The organism is Ketobacter sp. (genome assembly GCF_003671495.1).
In the GTDB taxonomy this organism is placed as follows: Bacteria; Pseudomonadota; Gammaproteobacteria; order Pseudomonadales; family Ketobacteraceae; genus Ketobacter.
Genome location: NZ_RCHN01000017.1, coordinates 1 through 16,199 on the forward strand (window position 1 = coordinate 1; position 16,199 = coordinate 16,199).

At 58.9% G+C, this 16,199-nt stretch carries 16 protein-coding genes and 1 other RNA gene; 15 read left to right on the forward strand and 2 right to left on the reverse strand.

Going from position 1 to position 16,199, the window contains the following annotated elements:
- Positions 1-11 precede the first annotated feature (11 nt).
- The 4 genes from ffs (at position 12) to recR (ending at position 3,191) form a co-directional block, all read left to right on the forward strand.
- An RNA gene (ffs, locus tag D9N14_RS08625) (signal recognition particle sRNA small type) lies at positions 12-108 on the forward strand.
- Between the two features lie 141 nt (positions 109-249).
- Positions 250-2,217, forward strand: a complete 1,968-nt coding sequence (gene dnaX / locus D9N14_RS08630) for a DNA polymerase III subunit gamma/tau (protein WP_290578967.1) — start codon at positions 250-252, stop codon at positions 2,215-2,217.
- 26 nt (positions 2,218-2,243) lie between these two features.
- Positions 2,244-2,567, forward strand: coding sequence for a YbaB/EbfC family nucleoid-associated protein (locus D9N14_RS08635; protein ID WP_290578968.1), 324 nt, complete (start codon positions 2,244-2,246; stop codon positions 2,565-2,567).
- A 21-nt stretch (positions 2,568-2,588) separates the two neighbouring features.
- Positions 2,589-3,191: a recombination mediator RecR gene (gene recR, locus D9N14_RS08640; RefSeq protein ID WP_290578969.1), complete on the forward strand. Its 603-nt coding sequence runs from the start codon at positions 2,589-2,591 to the stop codon at positions 3,189-3,191.
- 17 nt (positions 3,192-3,208) lie between these two features.
- On the opposite strand, the gene D9N14_RS08645 is transcribed toward recR, so the two are convergent.
- A complete protein-coding gene (locus D9N14_RS08645) occupies positions 3,209-3,937 on the reverse strand; it encodes a hypothetical protein (RefSeq protein WP_290578970.1) in 729 nt (242 codons plus the stop codon).
- A gap of 226 nt (positions 3,938-4,163) precedes the next feature.
- On the opposite strand from D9N14_RS08645, the gene D9N14_RS08650 reads away from it, so the two are divergent.
- The 9 genes from D9N14_RS08650 to D9N14_RS08690 all read left to right on the forward strand — a co-directional run bounded on the left by D9N14_RS08650 (position 4,164) and on the right by D9N14_RS08690 (position 13,026).
- A complete protein-coding gene (locus D9N14_RS08650) occupies positions 4,164-5,309 on the forward strand; it encodes an acyl-CoA dehydrogenase family protein (protein ID WP_290578971.1) in 1,146 nt (381 codons plus the stop codon).
- 63 nt (positions 5,310-5,372) lie between these two features.
- Positions 5,373-6,551 carry a ribonuclease D gene (rnd, locus tag D9N14_RS08655; protein ID WP_290578972.1) on the forward strand — a complete coding sequence of 393 codons (1,179 nt, stop codon included), beginning with the start codon at positions 5,373-5,375 and terminating at the stop codon, positions 6,549-6,551.
- Complete coding sequence (locus tag D9N14_RS08660) at positions 6,544-6,801, forward strand: YcgL domain-containing protein (protein WP_290578973.1); 258 nt, start codon at positions 6,544-6,546, stop codon at positions 6,799-6,801. The genes rnd and D9N14_RS08660 overlap by 8 nt, the downstream gene beginning before the upstream one ends.
- Positions 6,794-7,246, forward strand: coding sequence for a YcgN family cysteine cluster protein (locus D9N14_RS08665; protein WP_317622596.1), 453 nt, complete (start codon positions 6,794-6,796; stop codon positions 7,244-7,246). The genes D9N14_RS08660 and D9N14_RS08665 overlap by 8 nt, the downstream gene beginning before the upstream one ends.
- 39 nt (positions 7,247-7,285) lie before the next feature.
- Complete coding sequence (locus D9N14_RS08670; RefSeq protein ID WP_290578975.1) at positions 7,286-7,633, forward strand: hypothetical protein; 348 nt, start codon at positions 7,286-7,288, stop codon at positions 7,631-7,633.
- 113 nt (positions 7,634-7,746) lie between these two features.
- A complete protein-coding gene (locus D9N14_RS08675; protein ID WP_290578976.1) occupies positions 7,747-10,290 on the forward strand; it encodes a VWA domain-containing protein in 2,544 nt (847 codons plus the stop codon).
- A 20-nt stretch (positions 10,291-10,310) separates the two neighbouring features.
- Positions 10,311-10,769, forward strand: coding sequence for an HIT family protein (locus D9N14_RS08680; protein WP_290578977.1), 459 nt, complete (start codon positions 10,311-10,313; stop codon positions 10,767-10,769).
- Positions 10,770-10,771: 2 nt separating this feature from the next.
- Positions 10,772-12,643: a DUF1631 family protein gene (locus D9N14_RS08685; protein WP_290578978.1), complete on the forward strand. Its 1,872-nt coding sequence runs from the start codon at positions 10,772-10,774 to the stop codon at positions 12,641-12,643.
- Positions 12,644-12,666: 23 nt separating this feature from the next.
- Entirely contained in the window at positions 12,667-13,026 is a 360-nt protein-coding gene (locus D9N14_RS08690) for a PilZ domain-containing protein (protein WP_290578979.1), read from the forward strand.
- A gap of 93 nt (positions 13,027-13,119) precedes the next feature.
- On the opposite strand, the gene cysK is transcribed toward D9N14_RS08690, so the two are convergent.
- Complete coding sequence (cysK, locus tag D9N14_RS08695; protein WP_290578980.1) at positions 13,120-14,088, reverse strand: cysteine synthase A; 969 nt, start codon at positions 14,086-14,088, stop codon at positions 13,120-13,122.
- 227 nt (positions 14,089-14,315) lie between these two features.
- Between cysK and D9N14_RS08700 the strand changes: the two genes are divergently transcribed.
- Both D9N14_RS08700 and D9N14_RS08705 read left to right on the forward strand, forming a co-directional pair.
- Entirely contained in the window at positions 14,316-15,203 is an 888-nt protein-coding gene (locus D9N14_RS08700; RefSeq protein WP_290578981.1) for a hypothetical protein, read from the forward strand.
- Positions 15,204-15,355: 152 nt separating this feature from the next.
- Entirely contained in the window at positions 15,356-16,198 is an 843-nt protein-coding gene (locus D9N14_RS08705) for an AAA family ATPase (RefSeq protein ID WP_290578982.1), read from the forward strand.
- The last annotated feature ends 1 nt before the right edge of the window (position 16,199 follow it).

The following is a 16,199-nucleotide window of genomic DNA, read 5'->3' on the forward strand; positions in this document are numbered from 1 at the left end:
AATGGTGGCTCTATTGGTCCCCTCGCAACGATAACCTGTGAACCCCGCCAGGCCCGGAAGGGAGCAACGGTAGCAGGCGACTCGTGTGCCGGGGTGTGGCTGATAGAGTCGCCTCCAATTTCCCCTGCGATTCCCTGTAAAATTGATAAGCAAATTCATTGGTTTATCAATCTCCTCTGCCGTATTACACTGAGCGTCTTTTACTGGCCAGACCGGCCACTCATACCGACACAGTAGAATCATAAGTACATGAGTTATCAGGTCCTTGCACGTAAGTGGCGCCCCAAGACATTCCGCGAAATGGTGGGGCAGGAACACGTACTGAAAGCCCTCATCAACGCCCTTGACCACGGTCGCCTGCACCACGCCTACCTGTTCACCGGTACCCGTGGGGTGGGTAAGACCACCATCGCCCGCATCCTTGCCAAATCCCTGAACTGTGAGACTGGCATCAGCTCTGAACCCTGTGGCCAGTGCAGCGCCTGCCAGGAGATCAACGACGGTCGCTTTGTGGACCTGATCGAGGTGGATGCCGCCTCCCGCACCAAGGTGGAGGACACCCGGGAGCTGCTGGAGAATGTCCAGTATGCGCCTACTCGGGGCCGCTACAAGGTTTACCTCATTGACGAAGTGCACATGTTGTCGGGCCACAGTTTCAATGCCCTGCTGAAAACCCTGGAAGAGCCACCGGAACATGTGAAGTTCCTGCTGGCCACCACCGACCCGCAGAAGCTGCCCATCACCATCCTATCCCGCTGTTTGCAGTTCAGCCTCAAGGCGATGACCCCGGAACGCATCGTCGGTCACCTGAAAAAGGTGCTGGAAGCGGAAATGGTGGAGTTCGAAGAGCCGGCCCTGTGGCAATTGGGGCGGGCAGCGGACGGCAGCATGCGGGATGCCATGAGCCTCACCGACCAGGCCATTGCCTTCGGCAGCGGCAAAGTGGTGGAGGCCGATGTGCGCGCCATGCTGGGCAGCATCGACCGGGAATACGTCTTTGGCATTGTAGAGGCGTTGGCCCAGAACAGTGCCGAGCAATTGCTGCAACGGGTGGCCGACATGGCGGAGCAGAGCCCGGATTATATGGGGGTGTTGGCGGATCTGATCAGCACCTTGCACCGTATGGCGGTGGCCCAGATTGCCCCCGACGCGGTGGACGACAGCGATGGTGACCGGGCCCGGGTACTGGAATGTTCCGCCCGCTTTGCGCCGGAGCAGCTCCAGCTGTTTTACCAGACAGCGTTGCTGGGGCGCCGGGATCTGCCCCTGGCACCCGACGCCCGCAGCGGGTTTGAGATGACCTTGTTGCGGCTGTTGCTGTTCAAACCGGTGGGGGTGTTGCCCGCCGGCGGCGGAGGCGCGGCGCCGGGAAAGTCCGCTAGCCCTGCTGTGGCAGCAGGGCACCCCTCCAGCCACCCTGCAACCACACCTGAGGCCCCTGCCCAGAGGCAAGCAACCGACATGCCGGCACGATCCTCCGCTCGTGCTGAAGACCATCTGTCCCAGATGCGGGCCGCGCTGGCCAACCCGGCTCCGGGAAAAGCCCATCCGGAGGAGGTCCCACCGTGGGAGTCCGCTACTGCGGTGTCGGCACCCGAACTTGCTGTTAAACCAGTCCCTATACCAGCCCCTGCATCGCCACCTCAGCCTGCGGCACCCGCGAAGGCTGAACCGCAAGCCGCGGCCGACACGGTGGCTGGCAAGGGCAAGCCTTCTGCCAGTGAGCCTCCTGCCAGTGAGACCACGGTTGCCTCACCCGCGCTGAGCAGTGAAGCCGAACCGGCCCCGGCTGCTGAGGCCACCCCAAAGCACAAAACCAGGGTCATCCAGCTGGGGGATGAGTGGGCTGATCTGGTGGGCGTACTGGAGCTGGACGGACCGGTACGCAATTTCGCCCGCAATTGTTCCCTGGAGTCCACGGAAGAGGGGCGCTGGACCCTGGCCATCAGCCCCCGCTTTCAGGCCTTATATAAAGAGGAAAACCGGGATCTGCTGGCCCAGGCCCTGTCGGCAAACGCAGGCCGATCCATTACACTCAGGGTGGAGGTGGCGGAGCCCGGCAAGCCCACCCCCGATCAGTTGCTGGCCCGCTACAAACAGCAACGGAAAGAGCAGGCCATTGCCCTCATGCAGGAAGATGCATTTGTGCAGGATCTGCAAAATTTGTTCGGCGCGACCCTGGATTTGAACTCGGTCCTGCCGGTGGACGACGATTAATTAACCGTAAACGGATAGGTGAAACCATGTCAGGCCCATTCGGTGATTTGATGAAGCAGGCGCAGGAAATGCAGGAGCGCATGCAGAAAATGCAGGAAGAACTGGCCAATGCCGAAGTGACCGGTGAATCCGGCGCAGGTATGGTCAAGGTGGTGATGACCGGTCGCCACGACGTGAAGCGGGTGTCCATTGATGACAGCCTGCTCAGCGAAGACAAAGAGATCCTGGAAGACCTGCTGGCCGCGGCGGTGAACGACGCTGTGCGCCGGGTGGAGCAGGCCAATAAGGATAAACTGGGTGGGCTGGCGGCTGGTATCGAGCTGCCACCAGGCTTTAAGTTTCCATTCTAATTTATTGATTTCAGGTATCGGATGAGCTTCAGCCCTCTCACCCAGCGTCTTATTGAGTCCCTCACCTGTCTGCCCGGTGTGGGGCCCAAATCCGCCCAGCGCATGGCGTTGCATCTGCTGGATCGCGACCGGGAGGGCGCCCAGAAACTGGCGGACACCCTGCAACTGGCCATCGATCGCATCGGCCGTTGCCAGCGTTGCCGCAATTTTTCCGAGGAGCCGGTGTGCCATACCTGCTCCCAGACCTCCCGCGATCCGGCTTTACTCTGCGTGGTGGAAACCCCGGCGGACGTCATCGCCATCGACCAGTCCGGCAGTTTTCGCGGCTATTACTTTTTGCTGCTGGGACACCTTTCCCCCATCGATGGTATTGGGCCGGAAGACATTGGAGCGGACCTGCTGGACCGGCGTTTGGCCGAGGGCGAGGTGCAGGAACTGGTGATCGCCACCGGCACCACGGTGGAAGGGGAGGCCACAGCCCACTACCTGTCGGAGATGGCCCGGCGTCACGGCGTGACCGCGTCCCGCATTGCCCATGGCGTGCCCATGGGTGGCGAGTTGGAATACGTGGACAGCAACACCCTCAGCCTGGCGCTGCAGGGGCGTCGGGTGATCGATCCCTAAACGTCAGTGACGCTGACTCACCTCCCCAACAAAAACCGAATGCAGAGAATGGTGGCGGCAAAGGCCAGGGTACCCAGCAGAAAGGGCCTGATTTTGCGGATGCCCCGGCGGGGCAATTCATAATAGATGACGTTGATCAGGATGGCGCCGCCCATAAAGGCGTTGATAAACCCATTGAACTTGCCATTCCACACATCCAACCAGGCGCCCGCCGCCCCGAGTACGGTGCCCAACACCATCAGCCAGCGCATTCGGGATTGGAAATATCCCGGATGCCAGTGATGGAACAAGTGGTTCATTCCCGCCAGGTGGAATACCAGGGCGCTGATGGCCAATCCATAGGCCAGGGGCACAAAATCCGGGTCTGCCACCACCATTTCACCGGTCAGTAACGCGTACAGGAAAAAACTGGTGATTTGCACCCGGCGCCAGAAGCCGGTCACTTCTTTGCGTTCCTCTTCCAGCAGGTCCACGATCCAGAAACAGATAAACCCGGCCAGTACACACAGATACAGCAACGACACACCAATCATCGGGGCCTGCGGCAATTGCACCATGCTTTTATTGGCCAGGAGCGTCAGTTTTGGCAGCAGCAGGAGAAACACATAGCCTACGGCAAAGCCCCCGGCGGCAATGGACCAGTTGGGCCAGACCCGATCCAGCCAGCGCGCCACCGGAACGTGCAGCACATGCATCAAAGAGATGGCCCCGAGCGCCATCAGGGTGATTACAGCTTCAAAATCCATCGCGTATCCCATCGCCGCATTGGTGGTACTGGTTGGTGCCGGTTGGTAGTGGAGGTTGGGCGGCACATAATGGACAAGTCCCTGCCTGGATGCAATGCCCGATCCCACTCACCCGGTTGCCGGCACATGGGGGGGCCGGGGGCTGAGTTTACAAACCAAGCAAGCGCTTGGTATAGTCTCGCAAAATCATCATGATAATCGCAATCGCACCTGGAGAGAGGCCCCCATGCCGGACTATCAGCGTTACTTCGGTGAAACCCAGAACATTGTCCGGGAGAGCGTGCGCAAGTTCGTCGCCCAGGAGATCACACCCCATGTGAACGACTGGGAGGCGGCCGGCGAGCTGCCCCGGTCGTTGTACGAAAAGGCGGGGGCGGCGGGGATTCTGGGTATTGGCTACCCGGAGCAGTACGGTGGCTCCGGTTTCGATATGTTCACCAAGATCGCCGCCAGCGAAGAGATCATGGCCGCCGGTTCCGGTGGGGTGGCCGCCAGCCTGGGCTCCATCGACATCGGGTTGCCGCCGGTGGTCAATTGGGGCAGCGATGCCCTCAAGGCGCGGATCTGTCCGGATGTCATCGCCGGCAACAAGATCCAGTGCCTGGCCATCACCGAGCCCGGTGGCGGCTCTGATGTGGCCAACCTGCGCACCCGGGCGGTGAGGGAGGGCGACCATTATGTGGTGAATGGCGCCAAAACCTTCATCACCAGCGGCGTCAACGCAGACTATTACACCGTGGCCGTCCGCACCGGTGAGCCCGGTTACGGTGGCATCAGCCTGTTGCTGGTGGAAAAAGGTACCCCCGGATTCGGGGTGGGTAAAAAGCTGAAGAAAATGGGGTGGTGGGCCAGTGATACCGCCGAGCTGTTCTTCGAGGATTGCCGAGTACCTGTGGAGAATCTGATCGGGCAGGAGAACGCCGGTTTCTACGTCATCATGACCAACTTTCAGATGGAGCGCCTGAATCTGGCGGTGATGGCCAACTGCACCTCCCGTCTGGCACTGGAGGCCTGCCTGCAATACGTGAAGGAGCGGGAGGCCTTCGGCAAAACCCTGTCCAAATTTCAGACCCTGCGCCACAAACTGGCGGATATGGCCACCCAAACGGAAGCGTCCACTGAGTTCACCTACCGGGTGGCGGCTCGCATCGGCGCGGGCGAGAACGTGGTGAAAGAGGTCTCCATGGCGAAAAATTTTGCCACCCGCGTCAGCGACCAGGTGACCTATGATGCGGTGCAGATATTTGGCGGAATGGGGTACATGCAGGAGACCCTGGTGGAGCGCCTCTACCGCGACAACCGCATCCTGGCCATCGGCGGCGGCACCTATGAGATCATGAATGAGGTGATCGCCAAGCAATTGGGTTTGTAGTCATTTTTGGCCATCCTCTTTATAATGCCGGGTTTTACCCGCGCACCCTGCTGAGTATGCCCTGTGAGTTACCTGCCTGTTAGTTATCAATGGATTGATGAGCCCAACCAGCTGGAGTCCCTGGTGGACTCCCTGCACTCCGCCACCCGGCTGGCGGTGGACACCGAGTTCGTCCGTACCAATACCTATTATTCCCGCCCCGGATTGATCCAGATCGCCGGGCCGGACCAGCAGGTCTACCTGGTGGACCCCACCGTGTTTTCCAGCGAACAGCTGCGTCCCCTGGGCGACAAACTGTTTCAGCCGCAAACCCAATTGCTGATGCACAGCGCCGGTGAAGACCTGGATATTTTCCTGGGGCTGTGGGATCAGCTGCCGGCCAATCTGTTTGATACCCAGATCGCCGCCAGCCTGGTGGGCTACGATCGCCAGATGGGGCTGCAGCGCCTGCTGTCGGAAATGCTCGGCGTGGAGCTTTCCAAGGAGGAAACCCGCTCCGACTGGTTGCAGCGCCCTCTGACCGAGAAGCAACTGCATTACGCCGAGGCGGATGTGAAGTACCTCCATGAGGTGGCGGACATTCTGCAGCACAAACTGGAACAGGCCGGGCGTCTGCAATGGTTTGCCGAGGAGTGCGACCAGCAGGTGCAGAAATACCGTCGCAAAACCCCGGACGACCAGTTGTACCTGGGCTTTGGTGGAGGCTGGAAACTCAAGCCCCAGCAGCAGGCGGCGCTGCGCCATCTGGCCCAGTGGCGGGAGCAGACCGCCCGGGACCGCAATATTCCCAAAACCTTCATTGCGAAAGACGCCAACCTGTATGCCCTGGTGGAAAAGCAACCACGGAGCAAGGGGCAATTGGCGGAGCTGGGCTTTCAGGGCAGCCAGATTCGCCGTTATGGGGATCAGCTGCTGATTCAGCTGGCGGCCGGGCTTGAGTCCGCTATTCCTGAGGTGCGGATTCCCCGCCCACTCAGCAAAGGCCAGCAGAAGGACTACAAAGCCCTGCGTGAGGTGGTGGCCCGGCGGGCGGAGGAACTGGATGTGCCGGCAGACCTGTTGGCAAGCAAGGCACAACTGGTAAGCTACCTGAAAGCCCGTTATGCCGGTGATCTGGAGCAGGATAGCCCGTTTGCCGGCGGCTGGCGGGGAGCCGCCCTGCAACCCTGGCTGGATGCATTTGAACTCCCGTCTAACTCGAGCGACGCACACAATAACAATAAGGACGACGAAGATGAGTGACCCGAAGATCATGTGTTCTGTTTATCGCAGCGACAAGAAAGAGGGGATGTACATTTACGTGCCCAAGCAGGAGCCCTTCGAGCAAGTGCCGGAAGCCCTGATGCAGACCTTTGGTACCCCGGGTCATGTGATGGACCTGATGCTGACACCGGAGCGTACCCTGGCACGGGTGGACGTGAAGCAGGTCATACTGGGTATTCAGCAAAACGGTTACTATCTGCAGATGCCGCCGGCTGAGGGCCATTTCTGACATGAGCGAGCGCTTCTGGGAGAGCAAAAGCCTGGAGCAGATGACCCCGGACGAATGGGAATCCCTCTGCGACGGCTGTGCGCTCTGTTGTTTGCAGAAGCTGGAAGACGAGGACAGCGGGGAGGTGTATTACACCCGGCTGGCCTGTACGTTACTGGACATCGACACCGGGCTGTGCCGCAACTACCGCAACCGATTCAAGCTGGTTCAGGACTGCGTCAAGGTGCGCCTCGAAGATAAGGCGCATTTTCACTGGATGCCGTACAGCTGTGCCTACCGGGCCCTGGCGGAGGGGCGCGGCCTGGAAGACTGGCACCCGCTGATCAGCGGCAGCCGGGAAACCGTGCATCAGGCCGGGATCTCGGTGCGGGGCCGGGCTATTTCGGAAGACGGCATACCGGAACAGGATTACGAAGATCACATTGTGCATTGGGTTCACTATTGAAATGACCCGACCATCGGCCATTACAGGATAAAGAACATTATGTTGGATTTCCCCGAGTATCTCACCACCTGGATTGTCTACCTGCTGGCAGGCGTGGGGTTGATGGCCGTGTGGTGGCGGCTGACCCGGGTCATTCCCTGGTACGCCCTGAGACAGCTGTTGCGGGTGGCAGTGGCAGCGGTGATCCTGATGCCGGCACCGGTGGTTTATGGCGGAGCGGACTGGGCCCCGGCCCTGTTTGTACTGTTGCTGGATGCCACCCTGGTGAAGGAAGCGGACACCCTGCGGGCGTTGCCCTTTCTGCTCTACGGCCTGATTCTCGGGCTGCTGGCCCTGTGTGCCGATGGCCTGTTCCGCTACTGGCGGAATAAAAAAGCCGCATTTTAATTCAAAGGCTTGCCCTCAACTTTTCACCCTGATGTCAGGAAATTACCGCCAAAGCTGCTATAACTAAACCATGTTGGCGTGAAGTTTGGCGTGAAGTTTTTGACGGAGTCGGCGTGAAATTACCTCCTCTGCCCGGGTTGGTACTGATAGTTCTGCTATGGATGGCATTTTATGCCGTCCAGGGCGTCTATGCAGCCGAAGAAAGTACAGCCAACGAAAGTGCAGCCGACGCCAGGCCGGATATGCGGGTTCTTATCGATATTTCCGGCAGCATGAAGAAAACCGATCCCCAGAATCTCCGGGTGCCCGCCGCCAAGCTGTTGTTAAACCTGGCGCAAGAGGACAGTCGCTTCGGGGTGTGGGCGTTTGGTCAATATGTGAATAACCTGGTGCCGGTGGCGCCGGTGAACCCGGACTGGAAACGTTCCGCGGTGGACAAGCTGGAAGCCATCAACTCCGCCGGCTTGTTTACCAATGTGGGCCTGGCACTGGAGCGGGCTGCCATGGGCCAGACGGCGGCGGACCCGGCCTGGGAGCGCACTATTGTGCTGCTCTCTGACGGCATGGTGGATGTGTCCAAAGACCCGGCGGTGAACGCTGCGGAAAAGGAACGCATACTGTCCCAGGTGATCCCGCAGCTGAAAAAGGCCGGCTTCCGCATTCATTCCGTGGCCCTGTCCGAGAGTGCCGATCAGGCGTTTCTCAAAGCTGTGGCCCTGCGGACCGGCGGTGCCTACTCCCTGGCCCGCAACGCGGATGAGCTGATGAAAGTCTTTGTGGAGGCGTCCGACAAGGTCAACCTGCCGGAGCAGGTGCCGCTGATCGGCGACAGCTTCACCATCGACGACTCCATCAAGGAATTCACCGCCCTCATTTTCCGCCAATCCTCCCCCAAGGAAACCCGCCTCATCAGCCCCGATGGCACTGAGTACAGCCTGTCCCAGGGCAGCCGCAATGTCAGTTGGTTTGCCGACAAACAGTATGACCTGATCACCGTGTACAACCCGGTGCCGGGCACCTGGAAAGTGGTGGCGGATCTGGACCCCGCCAATCGGGTGACGGTGGTGTCGGATCTGAACCTGAATATGGAGGGCCTGCCCGAGAATGTACTGGAAGGGGAGCGTCTTACCATGACCCTTTCACTGGATGAGCACGGCCGGGTCATCACCAATCCAAATTTCCTGGAGCTGATGGACATCACCTTCCGCCAGGACACGTCCACTGGAGACAGCTTCGAGGGCAAGTTGTCGCAAGGTTCCGACGGCAACAAAGTGGTGCCCCCGGACGGCCTCTACAGTGCGCGTCTGGGGCGCACCATTACCGAGGGCGAGCATACTTTTTCGGTGTTGGTGGATGGGAAAACCTTCCAGCGCAAAAAGTCCGTGCGCATGACCGTGCACCGGGAAGTACTGAAGGTGGAGACCCAGTATCGTGATCAGGATGGCCAGGTGCTGCGCTACCTGATGACCGAGCCGGTGGAAGGCCTGGTGAACCCGGAAGCCATCGATATCGTGGCCCAGATTACCGATCCCAAAGGCGAGAAGAGTATCCAGAAAGGGGTACTCGACGGAGGCCAGGAAGGTGCTGCCCATTATCGCATCGATGTGCCGCCCTATGGCGCCCTGGGGGAATATGAGGTGCTGATTAAAGTGGCCGGCACCTCCGCCAACGACAAGCCCTTCGAACTGGTACAGGGCCCCTACACAGTGGATTACACCCCCCTGGGGATGGTGGGGGCCAACGCGCCGGGCGGGGAAGAGAAACCGCCACTGCCCTCCGAAACCTTCGATGCCAGTGCCATGGAAATTCCCAGCCTGGAGGTGGAAGAGCTGCCCCCGGATGATATTCCACCTCTGCCGGAGGTGGAGCCGGTACCGGAACCGGAGCCGGTATTGATGGGCGAGGAACTGCCCCCGGTGGAGGATGCATTGGAGGCGGAAGAGGGCAGCAACTGGCTGCTGCTGGCGGGGGTGTTTGTACTGGGTAACCTGCTGGTGATTGGCGGCGGTATTTATCTGTACATCAAAATTGTCCGCAAAACCGATGCCGAGCAATCTCGGGTGGTGGAAGAGATCACCCAGATGCAGCAGAAAAAAGCCGAGCAGCGCAGCCAGGCGGCGGCGGAACTGGCGCAGGATTTTGATGCCGGCACCGATTTCGATCTGGGTGAGGAAGCCACCCAGATCCGTGCCGCCGAGCCCCCCGCAGAAGCGTCCGATCCGATCCCACCGGCCCCGACTCCACCGGTTGCGGCGGTGCCCGACACCCTGGCAGTGGCGGCGGAGCCGGAACAGGATTACGTTAATGACGCCGATCCCATGGAGTTGGAAGACGATGAACTCATCGAAGTGGACGATGAGTTTGACGACCTGGATGGCAACGACGGCCTCGATGACCTGGATATGATGTTGAGCGAACAGGAAAACTCTGAGCAGACCGAAGAACAGTTGAATCAGGCCATTGATGAAATGCTGGAGCAGCCAACCGTGTTCCCTGACCCGGACAAGCCGTCAGAGGATGAGACACCGTCAGAGGAGAGCAAGCCCAAGTCGGACGAAACCAAGCCGGATGAAACAGAGGACGAGCGCAGTATCGAGGAAAAATACCCGGGCTTTGATAATGACGAATTCATGCTGGATAATCCTTCAAAAAATTAACCTCTGGCAGATCAAACTTTATGTCCGATTGTATCTTTTGCTCCATTCTCAAAGGCGAAGCCCCCGCCAGCGTTGTCTATCAGGATGAGGATTGCATCGCCTTCATGGATCTGTTTCCCATGCGCCCCGGTCACGTTCTGGTTATCCCGCGGCAGCATGGGGTGTTTCTTGATGAACTGACGCCGGCGTTGCGGGCGCACCTGGTGGAAGTCTGTCACTGGGTGATCAAAGCGCAAAAAGCCAGTGGCTTACCCTGCGACGGCAACAATGTCTTTCTTAATGATGGCCCGGCAGCCAATCAGCACGTGCCCCATGTGCATGTTCATGTCCTGCCCCGACGCCAGGGGGATCTGGCCAAAGCCGTGCTGTCGTTTGCCACCCGTTACACCAACTACTTTGGCCAGGCGGCGCATCGCAAACGCCTGGATGACATCGCCGCGTCCATCGCCCGTCACATGCCCCAACGGGTGAGGCCCTGACCATGGCACCCATCATGGCACCCATGCCGGCACCGGAAACGGGCCGTATCGGCGCCCGCCTGCTGGTGGAGTTGCTGCGGGTTAACGCGGAGGTGCCCATCACCGACAAGATACGCCTGACCCCGCAGCGCAGTCGGCACGGGCTCGCCGTGTTCAACGATTTGTTGCAGAAAATCCAGTCCGGTCAACTCAAAACCGGACTCAGTTGCCGGGTGGTGGACACACTGGTGGACGGCTGTGCTGATCTTGAAGTGGCGTTACCGGTGGCGGCGCCTGATTGGGGTGGGATTCTGCTGCTGGACCAGTTGTTTGATGAGCTGCAGCAACAATTGGCATCCGATCATGAGGCCAGGGGCTGGTTCGAGAAGCTGCGCCTGCTGGTACTGCGTTATGCCCTGGCGGACTACTCGTTCTTTTTTGCCCCGCAGAACCTGTTGCGCCGTTTCCTCAATCTGGCGTATCTGACCATGCTGAGCAGCACTGCCAAAAGTCGGCAGCTGTACTGGTCCAAACTCAACGAATACAGCAACCGCATGCTGACGGAATTTCGGGGCAACATCGGCGCGGTGAACAGCATCTGCATTGAAGCGCAAACCTGGATGGCCGGCCAGACTGAGCAGGTGGAGAAAATCGAGGAACGCCTGCGCCTGCTGGAAGTGGCCCGGCAACGGGAGCGGGTGGCGGAGCCCCGGGTCGTGCAGGAGCTGAACCGGATGGCGGCAGGTCGCCTGCTGCCGGAAGACGTGGTGGCCTTCCTGCACGGCGAGTGGCGTCGATCCATGTTGATGCTGTCCATGCGGGAAGGGGTGGAGGGAGCCAACTGGAAACGGCAGTTGCGCACCGGGGAATCCTTGATTGAAATGTGTGAGGGCTGTCAGGACGCAAGCCGGCGTGACGGTTACCGTGGATTTTACCAGGTTCTGATTCGCAATCTGCGGGCCACGCTGATCAGTGTGCAGGAGGATGAGGCTGCCCTGGAGCAGACCTTGGAGCCCCTGGAGCTGATCCTCACGGCGATCATGAGCGGCGCCACCCCGGCGCTGGTGGAGGTGCCGGCCCTGGCCATGCCCGTGACCCGAGTGGTGGAGGCCCAGCTGGATCGGGTCAGCCCCAAATCCCTGGACACCATCGGCCAGTTGCAGGAAGAGGATTGGCTGCGCTTCAAAACCGCGGATGGCCAGTTTGAACTGTGCAAGATCATTCTGAAGGCACAGCAGGATGACCCCTGGGTTTTAGTGGGTCAGAGTGGTAAAACGGTGGCCAAGAAAACCCAGCGCCAGTTAGCCCAGGCGTTGGAGGGTGGCGTGTTGCAGTTGGTGCATCGTACCCTGTACTGGGATCGGCAGCTGGAAGCCGCGCTGGCCCGCCTGAAGGACCAGTGGCAGGCGCAGCAGGAAGCCCAGCGCAAGCAGCAAGAGACTCAACAACAAGAAGCATTGGAGCAGCAACGCTCTGCTGCAGCCGAAGCAGAATCCCGTATTGACGCGGTGCTGGCCAATTCGTCGCTGGCGCTGGTGGAACCCGGTGCCGATGACGTGGAGACCGAAGCGGAAACCTCGGCGTTCCTTGAGCCCCGTTCTATCAGCGATGAGGAAATGGCGGCGGCCCTCAGCGCCGTGGATTCCCTGCAGGTGGGTGGCTGGATGAGCCAGGAAACGTCGGAAGGTGAACAGCGCTGCAAACTGGCAGTGAAAATCCGAGCGACGGAAAAGCTGGTATTTGTGAATCGATTGGGCATCAAGGCCCTCGAGATCACCCGGCAGGATCTGGCGCGGTTGCTGGTGTACGGTGCGGTGACCATTCTGGATACCGGCGCCGCCTTTGACAGTACTCTGGAACAGGTGGTCAGAACCATTCAACGGGATAAACAATAGAGGCAAAGGCAAGAGGCAAACCAATGGAAGAACAACGTCGCCAAAAACGCCACAACGGTAAGGAAGACGCTTATCTGGAACTGACCCTGGATGGGGAGCAGGGCTATATCCAGAAAGTGATTGCCTGTGAAACCGTGGACCTTTCGCCCCGGGGCTTGAAAATTTATATGAGCGAAGCGGTGGAGCGTGGCCTGATCACCGATGTGCTGGTGGAGATCAGTGGCGAAGCAGAGCGGTTTTTTCTGACCGCCGAGGTCAAATGGATTTCCCCGTGCGGTGATGACGGTTGGTACTTTGCCGGCTTTGAGGTCTTCGAAGCGGATAATACCGACTATGAAAGCTGGTCCCGCATGATTGAGCGCCGTAATGCCGAATCCAAATAAGGGAGCACTGGCTCCCTTATTTTTGAACACACATTGTTGAACACGTTGTTGAGCACGCTGAATTTTTTGAACCTGAACTTGAAGCGGGCGCGGTTACTGCACGTTCTCCGCATCCGTAAAGACGTCTTGGAACAGCGCTGAACTCAGATAACGCTCCCCGGAATCCGGCAGAATCACCACTGTGGTTTTGCCGGCGTGCTCTGGTTTGTTGGCAACCCGCAACGCCGCTGCCAGCGCTGCACCACAGGAAATTCCCGCCAGAATGCCTTCTTTTTCCATCAGCAGGTGGGCGTGTTGCATGGCCTCTTCATTGCTGACGGTTTCCACGCTGTCCACCAGGCTGATGTCCAGGTTCTTGGGTACAAAACCGGCACCGATGCCCTGGATTTTATGGGGGGCCGGGGCGATTTCCGCACCCGCCAGGGTCTGGCTGATGACCGGGGAATCCACCGGCTCTACGGCCACGGTATGGATCGCTTTACCCTGAGTGTTCTTGATGTAGCGGCTGATGCCGGTAAGGGTGCCCCCGGTGCCCACGCCGGACACCAGAATATCCACTGCGCCGTCGGTGTCGTTCCAGATCTCCGGCCCCGTGGTTTGTTCGTGGATCGCCGGGTTGGCGGGATTCTCAAACTGTTGCAGCATGATGGCTTTGCCTTCACTTTGGGCGACGATTTCCGCTGCTTTTTCGATGGCGCCTTTCATGCCTTTTGGGCCTTCGGTCAATACCAGGTTGGCCCCCAGGGCTTTCAGCACCTTGCGCCGTTCCAGGCTCATGGTGGCGGGCATGGTCAGGGTCAACTTGTAGCCGCGGGCGGCGCAGACAAACGCCAGTGCAATACCCGTGTTGCCGCTGGTGGGCTCCACCAATTCCATACCCGGTTTCAATGCGCCATCTTTCTCGGCCTGCCACACCATGTTGGCACCGATCCGGCATTTTACCGACGCTGCCGGATTACGGCTTTCAATCTTGGCCAGCACATTGTGTGGCGTCAGATGCTTGAGCCGCACCAGTGGGGTATTGCCAATGGTGAGGGAATTGTCTTCGTATATTTTCGCCATGATCGTTTCCTGGTGGGTCTTTAGGGTAATGGCAACTGATTCTACACCCCTCGAATGCATTTTCAATCACAGTGCTTTTGTGCGCTTTCTCACAAAGCGATTCTGGAATGTCAGAATTGGAAACCAGTGCCTGATGGAATGTGCGCTTCATCAACCTTTGTTCTCACGGCCACGAAAATCGTTGCTAGCCTTGCTAATAGATTCTTATGGATAGCAGGACAAGCGTTATGAAATATTGGATGTTGACCCTCACCTGTATCAGTTTATTTCCCTTTGCCCACCTGCAGGCGGCTGAACCCGTATCCGCCTCCGCTGACGTCATTTTCAAAGAGGCGGTCGTATTCTGTAACCAGGCCTCCCGGCTCAGTCGTACCGACCCCACCGAGGCGCGCCAGCAGATTCAGCAGTACGCGAAAAGCCTGCAGCGGGCCCGCGCCCTGGATCCGGAGTTGCTGGACACCAACAGCTTTGCTGGTCGCGAACACAAACGCTGCACCCTGATTGAAGACAACATTGCCCGGGCCGAAGCCATGCCCCTGGTGGAAGACAGCCTGGCGCAATGTGGTGAGGCGCGTGCCGCCCTGGATGGCGCGGACCTGACGGCGGCAGCGGATGCCTTTGCCCGTTTCCAGACATTGCGGGATCAGGCGCTGGAGGTGACCCCCACGGTATTGCGGGTGGGTTCCGTGGCAGTGCGCATGCGGGTGTGTGACCGGTTAGTGGAGAAGATTTCCCTGGCCAAGGCGGAGCGGCAACTGGAACTGCAAACCAGCCAGCGCGCCCTGGGCTACTTCAACAAGGCCATGGCCAGCTGCGAAGCCGGTGAAGCCATCCTCAACAAGCAGACCCCCAGTGACGCCACTGTGGCCTCCCTGGAAGCGGTGCTCAACCAGTTGAATAACCACAACGGTCAGGGTGAAGCCCTGGTGAGTAGCCTGGATTCCGGCGCCGACGCCGGCAACCTGCAGCGTCTGCAGCATCGCATCAGCGCCTGCCGGAGCGATGTGGTGGCCGCAGTGGGTGCCATAAAACAGCACCTGCAGGAACAGGCCCTTGCCCAACGCTCCGTGCTGCAGGGTCAGGAAGTCTCTCAAATATCGGATAATAGCCTTTGATCTGATCGAATCTGCCACTTATGTGGCGACTATGGCCATGTTCAAGCCTGAATACGGTGATTAAAGTAGATGTTTTGGCCAATGCGGCTCCCTGTTTCGGGGAGCCGTTTGGTTTATAATGTCGCAAATTTGAGCTGTTCAAGGCAACCACTATGCAATTCCAAGGAACCGATAAGTACGTTACCACCGACGAGCTGCGCCTCGCGGTGAATGCCGCCATTAACCTGCAGCGTCCGCTGCTGATCAAAGGGGAGCCCGGTACCGGCAAAACCATGCTGGCCGAAGAAGTGGCGGAGGGCCTGGGTCTCCGACTGATCCAGTGGCACATCAAATCCACCACCAAAGCTCACCAGGGTCTGTACGAATACGACGCCGTGTCCCGCCTGCGGGATTCCCAGTTGGGCGACGATCGGGTTCATGACATCAAGAACTACATCAAAAAGGGCAAACTGTGGGAAGCGTTTGAAGCCGAGGATCAGGTGGTGTTGCTGATCGACGAAATCGATAAGGCAGACATCGAGTTCCCCAACGACCTGCTGCAGGAACTGGATAAGATGGAATTCTATGTGTATGAGACACAGGAAACCATCAAAGCGGTGAAGCGTCCCATTGTCATCATCACCAGTAACAACGAAAAGGAACTGCCGGATGCATTCCTGCGCCGTTGCTTCTTCCACTACATTGATTTCCCCGACAAGGAAACCATGCAGAAAATCGTGGAAGTGCATTTCCCCGGCATCAAGCAATCCCTGGTGAAGGAATCCATGGAAGTGTTTTTCGACGTGCGCAAAGTGCCCGGCCTGAAAAAGAAACCGTCCACCTCCGAGCTGATCGATTGGCTGAAACTGTTGCTGGCGGACGAAATCCCGGAAGACGTATTGCGCAATCGCGATAACAAGAGTGCGATTCCCCCACTGTACGGCGCGTTGGTGAAGAACGAGCAGGATGTGCATCTGTTGGAGCGTCTGGCGTTCATGCATCGTCGTGAGAGCTGAT